The following is a 13,487-nucleotide window of genomic DNA, read 5'->3' as shown; positions in this document are numbered from 1 at the left end:
CGCCGCGTGCGATCGGCGACGACCCACCCCGGGCCGGCGCGCCCCCGGCCGTCCCGCCCGATCTCCTCCTCCTCTGCATCGATCGCAGATGACGCGCGCGTCGCGCTCCGTTCCCCGGGCATCGCCGGTGAGGGCGCCGCACGCTTGCGCCCGACGTCCGTCGGACGCGTCATCCACGACCCAAGGAGAGACCATGACCATTCGCACGCTTCCCCGCACCGTGGCGCTTGGCGCCCTCTCGCTCGCCGCCGTCGGCGTCCTCGCCGGCTGCGCGGCGGCGGATCCCGAGGCGGGATCCCACGAGGGCATGCCCGGGATGTCCGAGGCGCCGACCACGGCGAGCCCCGGGGCGTCCGGGACGGAGGCGAACGACGCCGACGCGATGTTCGCCGGCATGATGATCGGCCACCACGAGCAGGCCATCGAGATGAGCGACCTGGTGCTCGGCAAGGACGGCGTCGACCCGCGCGTCGTCGACCTCGCGACACGGATCAAGGCCGCTCAGGCCCCGGAGATCGAGCAGCTGCGCGGCTGGCTCGCCGACTGGGGCGTGGCGGAGCCCTCCGGCCCGATGGACCACGGCGACGGCATGATGAGCGAGGACGACCTGGCCGCGCTCTGATCGGCGCTCCCGCCGTTCGGGGTGGGATCCGGTCGTTCGGGGTCCGGGATGGGGTGGAATCACCCCATTCCGGGCCCCGAACGCGTCAGGGGAGGAGGGAGGTCGCCGTGCCGGACGTGATCCGGCGCAGGTCCTCCGGGGGCAGTGCCGCGGCGGCGAGCTGCAGCATCGTCGCCTCCGGGGTCTGGATCGGGAAGCCGCTGCCGAACACCCAGCGACCGGGTTCCTCCGCCAGGGCGTCCGCGACGAAGGTCGGTCCGTTCACGTGCCACAGGTCCAGGTGCACGTGCGCGGGAAGATCGTCGCCGAAGTGCCGGCGCAGTTCGCGTTCCTCGCCGCGGTTCAGGCCGCTCAGCACGAGCGGCGCGACGGGGGCCACCCGGATGAGGTCGGCGATGCGGTGCAGCTCGGGATCCGTGACCGGGGAGCGGGGATGACGGACGCGGGCGTCGTCGAGTCGCACGAGCAGCTGCACGGGAAGCCCGTGCTCCGCCGCCGCCTGCAGCACCGGGAGCACGGCGCCGACGGGGGTGCCGTGGTGCGCGGGGGCCACGCGGATCCCCCGGAAGCCCGCCGCGACCGCCCCGTCCAGCTCGGCGGCCCACGTCGGCGAGCCCGCGTCGAGCACCGCGAACGGGACGAACAGGGGATCGGCCCCGCAGGCGTCGATCAGCGCCTCGTTGCCGGAGCGGGTGTCGAACCCGAACAGAGACGCGAGGTGGCCGACCCACAGCGCGCGCAGCCCGTGGCGGGCGGCGTACGCGCGGAGCCCGTCCGGATCGGCGGACGCGGCGAGCCGGGACGGCCAGGCGCCCAGGTGGCAGGTCGTGTCCACGGCCCCGAGCGCCGCGAAGGAGGCGAGGAGCGCGCGGCTCCGGGCGGTCACGAGCGGACCTCCGCGAGCCAGCGCCGCAGGTTCCCGCCGAACACCCGCTCCTCCTGCTCGGCGTCGAGCCCGGCGCCGAGCACCTTCCCGACGTTCGCGGCGAGGTCGATGTGGTGCAGGTCGGATCCGAAGACGACGCGGTCCGCGCCGAGCCGGCGGACGGCCAGCGCCACCTCCCCCGCGCCGATGATGGTGCCGGACGTGTCCACGGCCACGTTGGCGTGCGGACCGACCACGTCCGCCGCGGTCTCGGGCTGACCGCCCAGGTGCGCCATCACGAACCGCACCTCGGGGTGGCGGGCCGCCGCCCGGGCGATGTGGACGGCGGTCGACTCGTACGGGAAGCGCTGCACGGTCTTGCGCCAGGCATGGGCGAGCACGATCAGGCGATGCGCCGCGGCGTACTCGAGGATCGGATCCGTCAGCGGGTCGTCGGCGAGGGTCGCGATCCACAGCTTCACGCCGATCATCCCCCGGTCCTCGACGTTGCGGCGGAGGTCGTCGAGCGCCTCCCGCCCGAAGCGCGGGTTGACGTAGCAGTAGCCGCGCAGGCGTTCCGGGTGCCGGTGCAGCTCGCCGGCCAGGACGCCGTTCATCTCCCTCACCTCGTCCATCCCGGGGTGGGGCTGGAACGCGCCGAGGTTGCTGCACAGGAACAGTCCGATCCCGAGCCGCTCGCCCAGCTCCAGGACGGCCGGATCGAAGTGGCCGCCGTCGAGGTGCGTGTGCGCGTCGATCCCCGGAAGCTCCGCCGCGAGCGTGCTCATGCGTGGTCCCGGATGCGCAGCGCGCGGGCGGCGTCTGCGGCGGCGTCGGCGAGGCGGGCGAGGGTCTCGTCGATGTCGGCGTCGGAGTGGGCGTCGTTCACGTACACCACCCGGTAGAGGGAGACGCCGTGGGCGAAGGCCGCGCGCAGGAACGCGCGGAGATGCTCGTCGTCCCCGACGAACTGCGGACAGGCCGGGTGCCCGCGCAGGCGGGCGTCGAGCCCGGCGCCCGTGAGGATCGCCTCGATCCCGTCCCGCAGGCGCGCGCCGCGACGGTGGATGCGGGAGAGCACGTCGTCGTCGCGCAGGGCGGTCATGGTGGCGGTGGCCGCGGCGAGCGACAGGGTCTCGCCGCCGTAGGTGGACGTGACGACCACCTCGCCGCGGTCGAGGACGGCGAGCACGTCGCGGCGGCCGGTGTAGACGGACAGCGGCATGCCGTTCGCCACGGCCTTGCCGAACACGGCGAGGTCAGGGACGACCCCGGTGTACGCCGCCATGCCGCCGAGCGCGACGCGGAACCCGGTCACCATCTCGTCGTAGCCGAGGAGGGCCCCGTGCCGGTCCGCGAGCCCGCGGAGGAAGGCGGCGAAGCCGGCGGCGTCCGGGAGCCCGGGGTAGTCGGCGGCGACGAGGACGAGCGCGATCTCGTCCCCGTGCTCCGCGAACAGGGAGGTGAGGGCGTCGCGGTCCTCCCACTCGACCGCGTGGTGCAGAGCGGCCAGCGCGGCCGGGACGCCGGGGACCGCGGCGGACGAGGCGCCGGGGAGGATCCGCGCGCCGGGGGCGAGGGAGTTCAGCCACCCGTTGTAGCCGATCTGCACGACCCGGTCGCGGCCGGTCGCGGCGCGGGCGATCCGGATCACGGCGGCCAGCGCCTCGCCGCCGCTCTTGAGGAACCGCGCCGCCTCCGCGCCGGGGACGAGCGAGCACAGGAGCTCGGCCGTCGTCGTCTCCAGCGGATGCGGATGGCCGAAGAGGATGCCGTCGGCGAGCTGCGCCCGGATCGCGTCGTCCACGCGCGGGTCCGCGTAGCCGAGGATCACCGGGCCCAGGGCGCACCGGTAGTCGATGAACACCCGCCCGCGGTCGTCCCAGACCCGGCAGCCCTCGCCGCGCACGATCACCTCGGGCTCCTCAGGGAGCAGCTGCGGCGCCTTGGAGTTCGTGCTCGATCCCACGGGCATCACCGCGAGCGCGCGCTCGCGCCAGCCGGGGCGGTGTCCGGCGACGCTGCCGGCGGGGTCGGTCATCGTGTGCTCCTGATCTCGGGTTCGGGGCGGGTTCCGGTGGATCGGGGTCCGGGTCGGGGGTGGATCGTCCCGATTCGGACCCCAAAACCGGGGAAGGGGAGGGCAGAGGGGAGGGGTCAGGGGGAGGGGAGAGGGGTGACCTCGCCGCCGCGGGCGGCAGAGGCCTGGGCCGCGGCGACGATCTCGACCGTGCGCACGCCGACCCCGGCGTCGGGCTGCGGCCGGCGGCCCTCGCGCACCGCGGCGACGAACTCCGCGAGCAGCAGCGCGTCGAGATCCGCGCCGACCGGGTCCCAGGTCTCGCCGTGCGCGTCGTGCCCGGCCACGCCCTTGGCGAAGGGCGCGACCGTGACGGTGCCGCGCTCGGCGACGATCTGCAGCGTCAGCCCGCCCCACGTGGCGGCGCTCATCGGCTGGCTCCAGGAGCAGTCGATCGTCGCGACGACGCCGCTCGGATACCGCAGCGTGACGAGCCCGCCGGTCTCCACGGTCAGGTCCCGCTGACCGTGCAGGATGCGGTTCGAGACCGCGCGCACGGTCGCCACGCGCTCGCCGAGGAGCTCGTCGAGCAGATCGGCGCAGTGCACGACGTGGTCGACGAGGGCGCCGCCGCCGGAGAGCTCCGGATCCGTGAACCAGGCCCGGTCCTGCGGCAGCTTGCCGTTGTTCGTCCCGGTCACCCCGAGGACGGCGCCGAGCCGCCCGCTGCGGAGCTGGGCGAGCGCGTCGCGGAACGCGGGCGCGAACCGCACCGGATAGGCGGCCATGAGGATCACCCCGGCCCGCTCGCACGCCTCCTGCATCGCGGCGGCGTCGGCGGGGGTGGTCGCGAGGGGCTTCTCGCACAGCACGTGCGCGCCCGCGGCCGCCGCCCGCTCGACGAGGGCGCGATGCCGGGAGTTCTCGGAGGCGACGACCACGGCGTCCGGCTTCCACGCGAACGCCTCGTCGTAGCTCTCCACGTAGGCGACGCCGAGCTGCGCGGCCAGCTCCGCACCCCGGGGCGCGTCGTCCGGGGCCGCGGCGCCGTCCGGGTCGGCGGCGATCAGCTCGATGCCGGGCATCGCCTTCAGGGCGTGCACGTAGCTGATCGCGTGGGTGTGCGCGAAGGACAGGACGGCGACGCGCAGCGGGGCGGGGGCGGTGGTCATCGGGCGACCTCCTCGGTCTCACGGGCGGATGCGGGGGCCGGGGCGGATGCGAGCGCGACCGGGGCGCCCGCGGCGATCGAGGCGTAGGCCGCCTCGGCGACGGCCACGGCCTCGATCCCGTCGGCGGGGGTGATCCGCGCGTCGCGCCCCTCCCGTCGCGCGGCGACGAAGTCGGCGATCTCGGCGTAGTACGGGCTCTCCTGCGGCGACATGGGAGGCAGATAGTCCGTGCTCCCCTCGGCGAGGACGGCGTCCGTGCGCACGGCGGCGTCCTCGGCGCTGTCATGGCGCATGCGCCCCTCGGATCCTGCGACCTCGACGCTGGTCCGGAACGGCATGCCCTCGGCGACCCAGCTGGCGTGCAGGTGGCTGATCACGCCGCTGCGGTGCGTCAGCACGACGTGCGCGGTGACCGGCGTCGGCACCCGGTCGTCCACCGTCGGCGGATTCTGCACCGCGTACACCGACGCGACCGGGCCGGCGAACCAGATCGCCTGGTCGATGTCGTGGATCATCAGGTCGCGGATCACGCCCCCGCCCGTGCTCTCGGCGAAGAACCACGGGGTCCGCGGCGCGGACCCGGCGCGGCTGAACCGCTGCACGGCGACCGTCCCGAGGCGTCCGGCATCGATCGCCGCCTTGATCGCCGCGTACTCGCCGAAGTACCGCACGACGTGCGCCGGGAAGAGCCGCACCCCCGCCTGCTCCGCCGCCAGGGCGATCCGCTGCGCCTGCTCCGCCGTCGCCGCCAGCGGCTTCTCGCACACCACGTCGCGGCCCCGCGCGATCGCCCGCAGCGCCAGGTCGGCGTGGGTGCTGCTGGGCGTGACGATGTCCACGATGTCGACGAGATCGATCAGCGCGTCGACGTCGGCGACCACGGTGAAGCCGTACTCCTCGGCGATCGCCTCCGCCCCCTGGAGGGAGGTCACGTACCCGGTCGCACCGAGGGCGCGCCAGGCGTCCGCGTGCACGCGGGAGATCCCTCCCGCGCCGATCAGGCCGACGGTCAACGTGGTCATGGATGCTCCTCTGCGACGGGGACGGGATCGGTGGTCGGGGCGGGTGCGGACGGCGTGCCGGGGCGGCGCTGCGGCGTCACCGGCGGGACCGGCATCCCCTCGATGCCGTACACGGCGTCGGCGTGCCGGCGGAAGGCGTGCACGAGGGCGCCGTGGGCGGCGGCGTCGGCGCCGAGCCGCGCCTCCACGAGCGGGACCTCGAAGGGCAGTCCGATGTGGCGGGGCAGGGCGGCGCGCAACGGATCCAGCAGGGCGCCGTGCGCTCCGGACAGGCCGCCGCCGATCACGACCATCGCCGGGTCGATGGTCATGACGAGGGTCGCGATGCCGTGCGCCAGCTCGTCGACGAACGCGGCGATCTCCTCCTGCGCGCCGGAGTGCCCCTCGCGGGCGAGCGCGAAGACGCCGGCCGCCGTGTCGGCGGTGCGCCAGCGGATCTGCCCGGTGTCGGCGTCGATGCCGCGGAAGGCGAGGCGGCCGATGTCGCCGGCGGCGTTGTGGACGCCCCGGCGCGGTCGCCCGGCGAGGATGAGCCCCATGGCGATGCGGTTGCCCACGGAGAGGTAGACGACGTCGTCGACCAGCTGCGCGACCCCCAGGTGGTGCTCGGCGACGGCCGCCAGGCGGACGCCGTTGTCGACGGACACCGGGCATCCGAACGCCTGGTGCAGCTGGGCGCCGATGTCGACCCCGGACCAGTCGGGGATGACCACGGAGGCGATCACCCGGCCCGAGTCCTCGACGAGGCCGGGCAGGGAGACGCCGATGGCGCGGACCCGTGAGGCGGGGACCGCGGCCTCGGCGAGCGCTGCACGGATGTCGGCGATCACCACTGCGAGCTTGGCGGCGCCGTCGGGCTGCTGGGCGATGCCCTCGAAGCGGTGCTGGCGGATCACCCTGCCGGTGAGGTCGGCGACGAGCACCCGGACGCTGGCCACGCCGATGTCGACGCCCACGACGGCCCCGGCGTCGGCGACGAAGGCGTAGCGACGGGCCGGGCGTCCGGCCCGTCCGGCGGAACCGCCGCCCGCCGCTTCGGCGACGACCCCCGCGTCGGTCAGCGCGGAGACGGCGTTCTCGACGGAGGTGCGGGACAGCTCCAGCGTGCGGGCGATCTCGTTGACCGTGGCATCGCCCGCGTCCCGCAGGTGCACGGCGCAGCGCGCGATGATCGGCGGGGGTGTCCTCTCGGGCATCTTCGCTCCTTTCGACGCCGTCGCCGGTTGGCGTTCAAAATAGCACAGCAACCTCACGTAATTCGCGAGCGACAGGGGATCCATGGAGCGGATCCCGAACCTGTGCTTGACGTTCATTGGAAACCGGGGCTTGACTCATTATCACACCGTGGTGTCATAATGGGCTCTACCCTGCACGGTTCAAGCAAAGGAGCACCATGCGCGTCAGCACGTTCACCGGAGTGGCTGCGGGCGTCGCCGCCCTGGCCCTCCTGGCCGGATGTTCGGCGGGAGGCGGCCAGGCCGCCGGCGGAGACAAGCACGTCACCCTGTGGCTGTACCCGGTCGTCGCCGATGAGGCCGCGAACAAGAGCTTCTGGGACGACACCATCGAGGCGTTCGAGAAGGAGCACGAGGACATCACGGTCGACTACGAGATCTTCCCGTGGGCGAACCGCGACGAGGCCCTCCAGACGGCCATCGCCGCCGGCAAGGGCCCCGACCTCGTCTACCTCATCCCGGACCAGCTCGCCGCCTACCAGAAGTCCATCGCCCCGCTGAACGACCTGCTCAGCGCCGAGCGGCAGAAGGACCTGCTGCCCAACGTCAAGGAGTCCGTCACCATCGACGGGGACATCCTCGGCGCTCCGCTGCTCACCAGCGCCATGACGCTGCTGTGCAACGCCTCCGTCTTCGAGCAGGCCGGCGTCACGGAGTACCCGGAGACCTGGGACGACATGGAGAAGCTGGCCCCCGTCTTCGCGGAGAAGGGGATGTACCTGATGAACTACCCCGCCTCGGCGGAGAACACCCTCAACCTCACCTTCTACCCGCTGCTGTGGCAGGCCGGCGGCGAGGTCTACGACAAGGACGGCCAGGTCGGCTTCGACAGCGCGGCGGGCGAGAAGGCGCTGACCTTCCTCACGGGCCTGGCCGAGCAGAAGGCGCTCGACCCCGAGGCGCTGACCACCACCGTCCCGCTCGAGCAGACCGCGGTCGCCCAGGGCAAGGTCGCGTGCACCTTCAACAACTCCGTCACGGAGCTCGAGCCCTTCTGGGGCGCCGAGAACGTGAAGGTGCTCCCGCCGCTGAAGGACGAGAAGCCGGTCGCCTACGGCACCGTCGGCTCGCTCTCGGTGCTGAAGGGCTCCAAGGCCCCCGAGGCCGCCGCCGCGTTCGCGGAGTACGCGACCGGCGCCGAGGTGATCCAGCCGTACCTGAAGATGTCCGGCTTCTTCTCCGCGCTCAGCACGACGGACCCGATCTACGCCGACGACCCGCTGCTCGGCGAGGTGGAGAAGTACGTGCCGGACACGACGGTCGGCCAGCTCGCGACGAGCTCGCGTGCGCTCATGGGCGTGCTGTCCCCGGAGATCCAGGCGGCGCTGCTCGGGCAGAAGAGCCCCGAGGACGCCCTGAAGGCGGCCGCGGCGGCGGCGGCGCCCCTCATCAAGTAGTCACCGGGGCGGGGGCGCGACCGTGCGCCCCCGCCCTCCTCCCGAACGGACCACGGACGAAGAGGTGCCCATGACGACGCTGACGACCGCGAAGAAGCCCGTCGCGACGGACCGCCCGGCCGGCGCGGTGACCCGCGTGCTCGCCCGCCGCGAGGCGCGCATCGCGCTGCTGTTCGTGCTGCCGGCCTTCCTGCTGTTCCTCGCGTTCCGCTTCGGCCCCACCATCGTCGGCGTGGCCCTGAGCCTGTTCGAGTACGACATCTCCGGGGAGATCGCGTGGAAGGGGCTGGAGAACTTCCAGCGCCTCGTCGCGGACCCCCTGTTCTGGCGGGCGCTCAGCACGACCGTCCTCTACACGGTCTTCGCGGTCCCGATCGCCCTCGTGCTCTCCACCGTGATGGCGCTCGGCGTGCGCCGCAGCTTCCGCGGCTCGCGCTTCTTCCGCTCGGTCTTCTTCCTCCCCGTCATCACCTCGCTGGTCCTGGCCGGATCGATCTTCGTGTGGATCTTCTCCGCGAACGGCCCGTGGTCGGCGCTGATGACCCCGCTCGGACTCGGCGGATCCTGGCTCGGCAGCACGGTCCTCGTCCTCCCGGCCATCGTCGTCGTGGGCGTCTGGTCCCGCTTCGGCTACGGGATGATGATCATGATCGCGGCGATGCAGGACGTCCCGCGGGAGCTGGAGGAGGCCGCGCTGATGGACGGCGCGAACGCCTGGCAGCGGTTCCGGTGGATCATCCTCCCGTACCTTCGGCCCACGATCTTCTTCCTCGCCGTGATCGAGACCACGGCCGCCTTCCAGGTCTTCGACGTGATCTACGTGATGACGCAGGGCGGCCCCGCCAACGCCAGCTACTCCCTCGTCTACCTCCTGTACGACCAGGGCTTCAAGTACTTCGACTACGGCTACGCCGCGGCCGTCGGCGTCGCGCTGTTCGTCATGACCCTCGTCGTCGCGCTCATCCAGCGCCTGGTGATCGGAAGGCAGAAATGACCACCGCGACCGAGCAGATCCTCACCGAGACGCCCCGCGGGCGCCGCCGTCCGGCGCCCGTGCGCTCGCGCTCGTACCGCGCCCTGGAGCCGACCGGGATCGGCGTGGTCCTGCGCTGGATCTGGCTGGGGCTGGCGGCCGTGCTCAGCTTCTTCCCGTTCTACGCCATGGTCGTGCTGAGCCTGAAGCCGGGGAAGGTCGTGGAGCTGCCGGGCTCGCTGCTGCCCTGGGACCTGTCCTTCGACTCGTACACGCAGGTGCTCAGCGGGCAGAACCTCATCGGCTGGCTCGGCAACACCCTCGTCTACTCGCTCGTGTCCGTGGTGGCGGTGCTGTTCCTGTCGGCGCTCGCCGGATACGCCTTCGCCAAGAAGCGCTTCGCGGGCAAGGAGGTGATGTTCTGGTCGTTCCTGGCGATGGTCATGGTCCCGTTCCACGTCACCCTGATCCCGACCTTCATCATGATGGCGGGACTCGGCGGGATCGACACGTACTGGGGGCTCATCCTCCCGACCCTCGCCAACGCGCAGGCGGTGTTCCTCATGCGCCAGTTCATCCAGGGGCTGCCGGACGACCTGTTCGAGGCGGCGAGGATCGACGGCGCCGGGGAGTTCCGGATCTTCCTGCGGATCGTGCTGCCGCTGTGCAAGCCGATCCTCGCGACCCTCGGCATCTTCGTCTTCCTGTGGCACTGGAACGACTTCCTGTGGCCGCTGATCATCGCCAAGTCCAACGCGATGTTCACCCTCACCGTCGGCATCTCCTCCCTCCAGCAGCAGAACGTGCCGCTGAGCACGATGCTCGCCGGGTCCGTCGTGGCGCTGCTGCCCATCTTCCTCGCCTACCTCGTCGCCCAGCGCTACGTGCAGGAGGGAGTGACCGGCTCGGGCATCAAGGGCTGAGCCGCCCGCCCTCGCGCCCCACGGTCTCGCCGTCCCCGATCAGAAAGGATCCTCCGTGACCACCCAGGCATTCGCCTCCGAAGCCGACCTCGAACAGGCCCTGACGACCCCGAGCGACGCCCTCGTCGCCGACCTCGCCCGCGGCAGCGGGGACCTCGTCATCCTCGGCGCCGGCGGCAAGATGGGCCCGACCCTCGCGATCCTGGCGCGGCGCGCGCTGGACGCGGCCGGCCGCGACGGCGACGCCGTGCACGCGGTGTCCCGGTTCGGCGAGGCCGCCGTGCGCGAGCGCCTGGAGCGCGCCGGGGTGCGCGTGGTGCCGTTCGACCTCATCGAGAACGACGACCTCGCCCCGCTCCCGGACGCCCCGAACGTGGTCTTCATGGTCGGCGCGAAGTTCGGGGCGGCGACGAGCCCGTCGTGGGCGTGGGAGGTCAACGCCGCGCTCCCCGACCGGGTCGCCCGCCGCTACCGCGACAGCGCGATCTCCGTCCTGTCCACCGGCAACGTGTACCCGTTCCTCCCCGCCTCGTCGGGCGGCGCGACGGAGGACGTCCCGCCCGCCCCGATCGGCGAGTATGCGCAGTCGTGCCTGGGTCGCGAGCGGGTGTTCGAGTTCGCCGCCCAGCAGCGCGGCACGCGCGTGGCCCTCATCCGGCTCAACTACGCCGTCGACCTGCGCTACGGCGTCCTCGCGGACATCGCCAGCGCCGTGCACGCCGGTCAGCCCGTGTCCGTCGCCACCGCCGCCGTGAACGTGGTGTGGCAGGGGTACGCGAACGAGGTCGTGCTGCGCAGTCTCGGGCACGCGTCGACCGACGCCTTCACCGTGAACCTCACCGGGCCCGAGACGCTGAGCGTCGCCGCCGTCGCCCGACGCTTCGGCGAGCTCTTCGGACGCGACGTCGAGATCGTCGACGAGCCCGAGCCCACGGCCCTGCTCAGCGACTCCCGCCGGTGCATGGCGCTGTTCGGCTATCCGCCGTACTCGGCCGACACGCTCATCGCCTGGCAGGCCGCGTGGCTGGAGTCCGGTCTTCCCCTGTCGGCCAAGCCCACCAAGTGGGCCGTCCGCGACGGGAGGTTCTGATGGCGACCGTCCCCGCGGTGCACCCGGTGCTTCGCCCCGAGGCCGCCCGCACGCTCGCCCGCGGCGCGGTGATCCCCGCGCACCCGCTCGCCCTCACGGCGGACCGCCGCCTCGACGAGCGCCGCCAGCGCGCGCTCACCCGGTACTACCTCGATGCGGGCGCCGGCGGGATCGCCGTGGGGGTGCACACCACCCAGTTCGAGATCCGCGACGCCGAGCACGCCCTGTTCGAGCCCGTCCTCGCGCTCGCCGCGGAGGAACTGGACGCGCGTGCCGGCGCCGACGTGGTGCGCATCGCGGGCGTCGCCGGCGGCACCGCCCAGGCCGTGGCGGAGGCGGAGCTCGCCCGCTCCCTCGGCTACGACGCCGTGCTGGTGAGCCCGCGCGTGGCGGGGGCCGACGAGCGCGTGCTGCTGGACCGCGCCCGGGCCGTCGGCGAGGTGCTCCCGGTCGTGGGCTTCTACCTGCAGACCGCGATCGGCGGACCCGTGCTCAGCCGGGACTTCTGGCGCGCGTTCGCCTCCATCCCCTCGGTCGTCGCCGTCAAGGCCGCGCCCTTCGACCGCTACCGGACCCTCGAGCTCGTCCGGGGCGTGGCGGCGTCGGGCCGCGCGGACGAGATCGCGCTGTACACCGGCAACGACGACGCGATCGTCGCCGACCTCCTGTCAGAGTTCCACGTGGACTCGCCGGACGGGCCGCGGACGCTGCGCTTCGTCGGAGGCCTCCTCGGCCAGTGGGCGGTCGGGACCCGCGCGGCCGTCGCGCTCCTGGAGCGGGCCCACCGCGCCGCCGCCGGAGACGCGCAGGCGACCCTGGAGCTCAGCCGGGAGGCGATCGACCTCGTCGACGTCAACCAGGCGGTCTTCGACCCCGGCCACGACTTCCACGGCGTGATCGCCGGCGTGCACGAGATGCTCCGGCAGCAGGGGCTCCTGGAGGGGATCTGGTGCCTCAACCCCGACGAGGGCCTCTCGCCGGGCCAGGCGGAGGAGATCGCCCGCGTGCGCCGCGCCTATCCCGACCTGAACGACGACGCCTTCATCGCCGAGCACCGGGACGCGTGGCTGCGATGACCGAGGCGGGACGGCGGTCCGGTGCGGCGGTCGCCGCCGTGGTGTCGGCGGAGCTGTTCGCGGAGTTCTTCACCCCGGAGGACGCCGCACGGCTGGATCGCGCGTCCCGGTCGTTGAGCGAGGACCGCGGAGCGGACCGAGACGAAACGCGGCGACCGCCCTCCGCGTCGCCGGAGTCGGCGCCCGGGTGCCTGCGCGTCGACCGGATCGCCGACATCCCCGATCCCGGAGCCGTCCGCGTCCTCGTCACGAGCTGGGGCGTCGGTCCGCTCGACGAGGACGTGCTCGCGCGGTTCCCGCGGCTGGAGCTCGTCGCGCACACCGGGGCGACGGTCAAGCCCTTCGCGACGGACGCGCTGTTCGACCGCGGGGTGATCGTGACGCAGGCCGGTGCGGGCATGGCGCGGTCGGTCGGCGAGGTGTCTCTCGCCTTCACGCTGGCGCTGCTGCATCGGATCCCCGCCCTGCACGAGGGCGTGCGCACCGGCGGTTGGTACGACCCGGCCGCGGGGACCCAGCACGAGATCGCCGAGGCCCCGATCGCCGTGATCGGGGCGTCCCGCACCGGGCGTGCGTACCTGGAGATGATCCGCGCGCTCGGCGCCCGGCCGCTCCTCGTCGACCCCACCGTCGACGCTGCGGAGGCGGACGCCCTGGGCGCCGAGCTGCTGCCGCTCGACGCCGCGCTGCAGCGCGCGCGGATCGTCGCCGTGCACGCGCCGACCCTGCCCGAGACGCACCACCTCATCGGCGCCCGCGAGCTCGCCCTGATGCCGGACGGCGCGGGGCTGGTGAACACCGCGCGGTCGTGGCTCGTGGACGAGCGGGCGCTTCAGGCGGAGGTGTCGTCCGGGCGGCTCAGCGCGGCCATCGATGTGTTCGACGAGGAGCCGCTGGCGGCGGCCTCGCCCTGGCGCACCCTGCCGAACGTGCTGCTCACGCCGCACCGCGCGGCGGGGACGCGCGAGGGGCGCCTCCGGCAGGGGCGGATCGTGGCGGACGAGATCGACGCCTTCGTCTCCGGGAGGGAGCTCGGCCATGCGGTGACGCGGGCGCACCTCGCGACGATGGGCTGACGCCGGCCCCGTCGGG

General features: G+C 73.3%; 13 protein-coding genes. 7 read left to right on the top strand and 6 right to left on the bottom strand.

Annotated elements, in window-relative coordinates; genetic code table 11:
• Nucleotides 1-193: 193 nt before the first annotated feature.
• Nucleotides 194-622: a DUF305 domain-containing protein gene (locus MR1_RS16250; protein WP_067249329.1), complete on the top strand. Its 429-nt coding sequence runs from the start codon at nucleotides 194-196 to the stop codon at nucleotides 620-622.
• An 85-nt stretch (nucleotides 623-707) separates the two neighbouring features.
• Here the strand turns inward: MR1_RS16250 and MR1_RS16245 are convergent, their stop codons facing one another.
• The 6 genes from MR1_RS16245 to MR1_RS16220 all read right to left on the bottom strand — a co-directional run bounded on the left by MR1_RS16245 (nucleotide 708) and on the right by MR1_RS16220 (nucleotide 6,897).
• Nucleotides 708-1,508, bottom strand: a complete 801-nt coding sequence (locus MR1_RS16245; RefSeq protein WP_067249326.1) for an amidohydrolase family protein — start codon at nucleotides 1,506-1,508, stop codon at nucleotides 708-710.
• A complete protein-coding gene (locus tag MR1_RS16240; protein ID WP_067249322.1) occupies nucleotides 1,505-2,275 on the bottom strand; it encodes an amidohydrolase family protein in 771 nt (256 codons plus the stop codon). The genes MR1_RS16245 and MR1_RS16240 overlap by 4 nt, the downstream gene beginning before the upstream one ends.
• Nucleotides 2,272-3,528 (bottom strand): aminotransferase class III-fold pyridoxal phosphate-dependent enzyme, encoded by a 1,257-nt coding sequence (locus MR1_RS16235; protein WP_067249319.1) that lies wholly within the window; start codon nucleotides 3,526-3,528, stop codon nucleotides 2,272-2,274. Before MR1_RS16235 ends, MR1_RS16240 begins: the two co-directional genes overlap by 4 nt.
• 116 nt (nucleotides 3,529-3,644) lie before the next feature.
• On the bottom strand, nucleotides 3,645-4,679 hold the full coding sequence (locus tag MR1_RS16230) for a Gfo/Idh/MocA family protein (protein ID WP_067249316.1): 1,035 nt from the start codon (nucleotides 4,677-4,679) through the stop codon (nucleotides 3,645-3,647).
• Nucleotides 4,676-5,701 (bottom strand): Gfo/Idh/MocA family protein, encoded by a 1,026-nt coding sequence (locus MR1_RS16225; RefSeq protein WP_067249313.1) that lies wholly within the window; start codon nucleotides 5,699-5,701, stop codon nucleotides 4,676-4,678. Before MR1_RS16225 ends, MR1_RS16230 begins: the two co-directional genes overlap by 4 nt.
• Complete coding sequence (locus MR1_RS16220; protein WP_084344813.1) at nucleotides 5,698-6,897, bottom strand: ROK family transcriptional regulator; 1,200 nt, start codon at nucleotides 6,895-6,897, stop codon at nucleotides 5,698-5,700. Before MR1_RS16220 ends, MR1_RS16225 begins: the two co-directional genes overlap by 4 nt.
• Before the next feature lie 197 nt (nucleotides 6,898-7,094).
• On the opposite strand from MR1_RS16220, the gene MR1_RS16215 reads away from it, so the two are divergent.
• From MR1_RS16215 to MR1_RS16190, 6 genes are all read left to right on the top strand, one after another.
• On the top strand, nucleotides 7,095-8,333 hold the full coding sequence (locus MR1_RS16215) for an ABC transporter substrate-binding protein (protein ID WP_067249310.1): 1,239 nt from the start codon (nucleotides 7,095-7,097) through the stop codon (nucleotides 8,331-8,333).
• A gap of 70 nt (nucleotides 8,334-8,403) precedes the next feature.
• Nucleotides 8,404-9,327 (top strand): carbohydrate ABC transporter permease, encoded by a 924-nt coding sequence (locus MR1_RS16210; protein ID WP_217996239.1) that lies wholly within the window; start codon nucleotides 8,404-8,406, stop codon nucleotides 9,325-9,327.
• Entirely contained in the window at nucleotides 9,324-10,229 is a 906-nt protein-coding gene (locus tag MR1_RS16205) for a carbohydrate ABC transporter permease (protein ID WP_067249308.1), read from the top strand. Before MR1_RS16210 ends, MR1_RS16205 begins: the two co-directional genes overlap by 4 nt.
• A gap of 55 nt (nucleotides 10,230-10,284) precedes the next feature.
• Complete coding sequence (locus tag MR1_RS16200) at nucleotides 10,285-11,319, top strand: NAD-dependent epimerase/dehydratase family protein (protein WP_067249306.1); 1,035 nt, start codon at nucleotides 10,285-10,287, stop codon at nucleotides 11,317-11,319.
• Nucleotides 11,319-12,395: a dihydrodipicolinate synthase family protein gene (locus MR1_RS16195; protein WP_067249303.1), complete on the top strand. Its 1,077-nt coding sequence runs from the start codon at nucleotides 11,319-11,321 to the stop codon at nucleotides 12,393-12,395. Before MR1_RS16200 ends, MR1_RS16195 begins: the two co-directional genes overlap by 1 nt.
• Complete coding sequence (locus MR1_RS16190; RefSeq protein ID WP_084344815.1) at nucleotides 12,392-13,471, top strand: hydroxyacid dehydrogenase; 1,080 nt, start codon at nucleotides 12,392-12,394, stop codon at nucleotides 13,469-13,471. The genes MR1_RS16195 and MR1_RS16190 overlap by 4 nt, the downstream gene beginning before the upstream one ends.
• The last annotated feature ends 16 nt before the right edge of the window (nucleotides 13,472-13,487 follow it).

Origin of the sequence: Microbacterium resistens NBRC 103078, assembly GCF_001552355.1 — a bacterium.
In the GTDB taxonomy this organism is placed as follows: Bacteria; Actinomycetota; Actinomycetes; order Actinomycetales; family Microbacteriaceae; genus Microbacterium; species Microbacterium resistens.
This window is presented reverse-complemented; position numbering and strand designations above follow the sequence as displayed.

Excerpts from the sequence above, each read along its gene's own strand:
- MR1_RS16250 (WP_067249329.1), top strand. The coding sequence starts at position 194 with ATGACCATTCGCACGCTTCCCCGCACCGTGGCGCTTGGCGCCCTCTCG.
- MR1_RS16240 (WP_067249322.1), bottom strand. The coding sequence starts at position 2,275 with ATGAGCACGCTCGCGGCGGAGCTTCCGGGGATCGACGCGCACACGCAC.
- MR1_RS16235 (WP_067249319.1), bottom strand. The coding sequence starts at position 3,528 with ATGACCGACCCCGCCGGCAGCGTCGCCGGACACCGCCCCGGCTGGCGC.
- MR1_RS16230 (WP_067249316.1), bottom strand. The coding sequence starts at position 4,679 with ATGACCACCGCCCCCGCCCCGCTGCGCGTCGCCGTCCTGTCCTTCGCG.
- MR1_RS16225 (WP_067249313.1), bottom strand. The coding sequence starts at position 5,701 with ATGACCACGTTGACCGTCGGCCTGATCGGCGCGGGAGGGATCTCCCGC.
- MR1_RS16220 (WP_084344813.1), bottom strand. The coding sequence starts at position 6,897 with ATGCCCGAGAGGACACCCCCGCCGATCATCGCGCGCTGCGCCGTGCAC.
- MR1_RS16215 (WP_067249310.1), top strand. The coding sequence starts at position 7,095 with ATGCGCGTCAGCACGTTCACCGGAGTGGCTGCGGGCGTCGCCGCCCTG.
- MR1_RS16210 (WP_217996239.1), top strand. The coding sequence starts at position 8,404 with ATGACGACGCTGACGACCGCGAAGAAGCCCGTCGCGACGGACCGCCCG.
- MR1_RS16205 (WP_067249308.1), top strand. The coding sequence starts at position 9,324 with ATGACCACCGCGACCGAGCAGATCCTCACCGAGACGCCCCGCGGGCGC.
- MR1_RS16195 (WP_067249303.1), top strand. The coding sequence starts at position 11,319 with ATGGCGACCGTCCCCGCGGTGCACCCGGTGCTTCGCCCCGAGGCCGCC.
- MR1_RS16190 (WP_084344815.1), top strand. The coding sequence starts at position 12,392 with ATGACCGAGGCGGGACGGCGGTCCGGTGCGGCGGTCGCCGCCGTGGTG.